General features: G+C 51.4%; 1 rRNA gene. It reads left to right on the plus strand.

Going from position 1 to position 2,337, the window contains the following annotated elements:
• A 23S ribosomal RNA gene (locus GJ698_RS30190) occupies nucleotides 1-2,329 on the plus strand; the annotation flags it as partial.
• Between the last annotated feature and the right edge of the window lie 8 nt (nucleotides 2,330-2,337).

The raw sequence follows: 2,337 nt of genomic DNA on the forward strand, positions 1-2,337 counted from the left end.
GGGGTGACTGCGTACCTTTTGTATAATGGGTCAGCGACTTACATTCAGTGGCAAGGTTAACCGAATAGGGAAGCCGTAGAGAAATCGAGTCCGAACAGGGCGATAGTCGCTGGGTGTAGACCCGAAACCAAGTGATCTACTCATGGCCAGGATGAAGGTGCGGTAACACGCACTGGAGGTCCGAACCCACTAATGTTGAAAAATTAGGGGATGAGCTGTGGGTAGGGGTGAAAGGCTAAACAAACTTGGAAATAGCTGGTTCTCTCCGAAAACTATTTAGGTAGTGCCTCAAGTATCACCATCGGGGGTAGAGCACTGTTATGGCTAGGGGGTCATCGCGACTTACCAAACCATTGCAAACTCCGAATACCGATGAGTGCGAGCTTGGGAGACAGACGTCGGGTGCTAACGTCCGGCGTCAAGAGGGAAACAACCCAGACCGCCAGCTAAGGTCCCAAAGATTGGCTAAGTGGAAAACGAAGTGGGAAGGCTAAAACAGTCAGGATGTTGGCTTAGAAGCAGCCATCATTTAAAGAAAGCGTAATAGCTCACTGATCGAGTCGTCCTGCGCGGAAGATGTAACGGGGCTAAGCCAGTCACCGAAGCTGCGGATATCCGTAAGGATATGGTAGGAGAGCGTTCTGTAAGCCTGCGAAGGTGTCTTGTAAAGGATGCTGGAGGTATCAGAAGTGCGAATGCTGACATGAGTAGCGATAATGGGGGTGAAAAGCCCCCACGCCGTAAGCCCAAGGTTTCCTGTTCAACGTTCATCGGAGCAGGGTGAGTCGGCCCCTAAGGCGAGGCAGAGATGCGTAGCTGATGGGAAGCAGGTTAATATTCCTGCACCGTCGTATGATGCGATGGGGGGACGGATCGCGGAAGGTTGTCTGACTGTTGGAATAGTCAGTTTCTGGTTCATAGGAGGTACTTAGGCAAATCCGGGTACGTAATCCAAGGGGCTGGGACGAGTGAGCTTGCTCACGTAGCAATCGGAAGTGGTTCCAAGAAAAGCCTCTAAGCTTCAGTCATACGAGACCGTACCGCAAACCGACACAGGTGGGCGAGATGAGTATTCTAAGGCGCTTGAGAGAACTCGGGAGAAGGAACTCGGCAAATTGGTACCGTAACTTCGGGAAAAGGTACGCCCTTGTAGCTTGGCTGATTTACTTCAGTAGGGCGAACGGGTTGCAATAAACTGGTGGCTGCGACTGTTTAATAAAAACACAGCACTCTGCAAACACGAAAGTGGACGTATAGGGTGTGACGCCTGCCCGGTGCTGGAAGATTAAATGATGGGGTGCAAGCTCTTGATTGAAGTCCCAGTAAACGGCGGCCGTAACTATAACGGTCCTAAGGTAGCGAAATTCCTTGTCGGGTAAGTTCCGACCTGCACGAATGGCGTAACGATGGCCACACTGTCTCCTCCCGAGACTCAGCGAAGTTGAAATGTTTGTGATGATGCAATCTACCCGCGGCTAGACGGAAAGACCCCATGAACCTTTACTGTAGCTTTGCATTGGACTTTGAACCAATCTGTGTAGGATAGGTGGGAGGCTTTGAAGCGGGGACGCCAGTTCTCGTGGAGCCAACCTTGAAATACCACCCTGGTTTGTTTGAGGTTCTAACCTTGGTCCGTTATCCGGATCGGGGACAGTGCATGGTAGGCAGTTTGACTGGGGCGGTCTCCTCCTAAAGTGTAACGGAGGAGTTCGAAGGTACGCTAATTACGGTCGGACATCGTGATGATAGTGCAATGGCATAAGCGTGCTTAACTGCGAGACTGACAAGTCGAGCAGGTACGAAAGTAGGACATAGTGATCCGGTGGTTCTGTATGGAAGGGCCATCGCTCAACGGATAAAAGGTACTCTGGGGATAACAGGCTGATTCCTCCCAAGAGTTCATATCGACGGGGGAGTTTGGCACCTCGATGTCGGCTCATCACATCCTGGGGCTGTAGCCGGTCCCAAGGGTATGGCTGTTCGCCATTTAAAGTGGTACGTGAGCTGGGTTTAAAACGTCGTGAGACAGTTTGGTCCCTATCTGCCGTGGGCGTTGGAAATTTGAAGGGGGCTGCTCCTAGTACGAGAGGACCGGAGTGGACAGACCTCTGGTGTACCGGTTGTCACGCCAGTGGCATTGCCGGGTAGCTAAGTCTGGAAGAGATAACCGCTGAAAGCATCTAAGCGGGAAACTTGCCTTAAGATGAGATTTCCCAGAGCCTTGAGCTCTTTGAAGGGTCGTTCGAGACCAGGACGTTGATAGGTCAGGTGTGGAAGTGCAGTAATGCATTAAGCTAACTGATACTAATTGCCCGTACGGCTTGTCCCTATAACCTT

Origin of the sequence: Duganella aquatilis (assembly GCF_009674565.1) — a bacterium.
GTDB lineage: Bacteria > Pseudomonadota > Gammaproteobacteria > Burkholderiales > Burkholderiaceae_D > Rugamonas > Rugamonas aquatilis.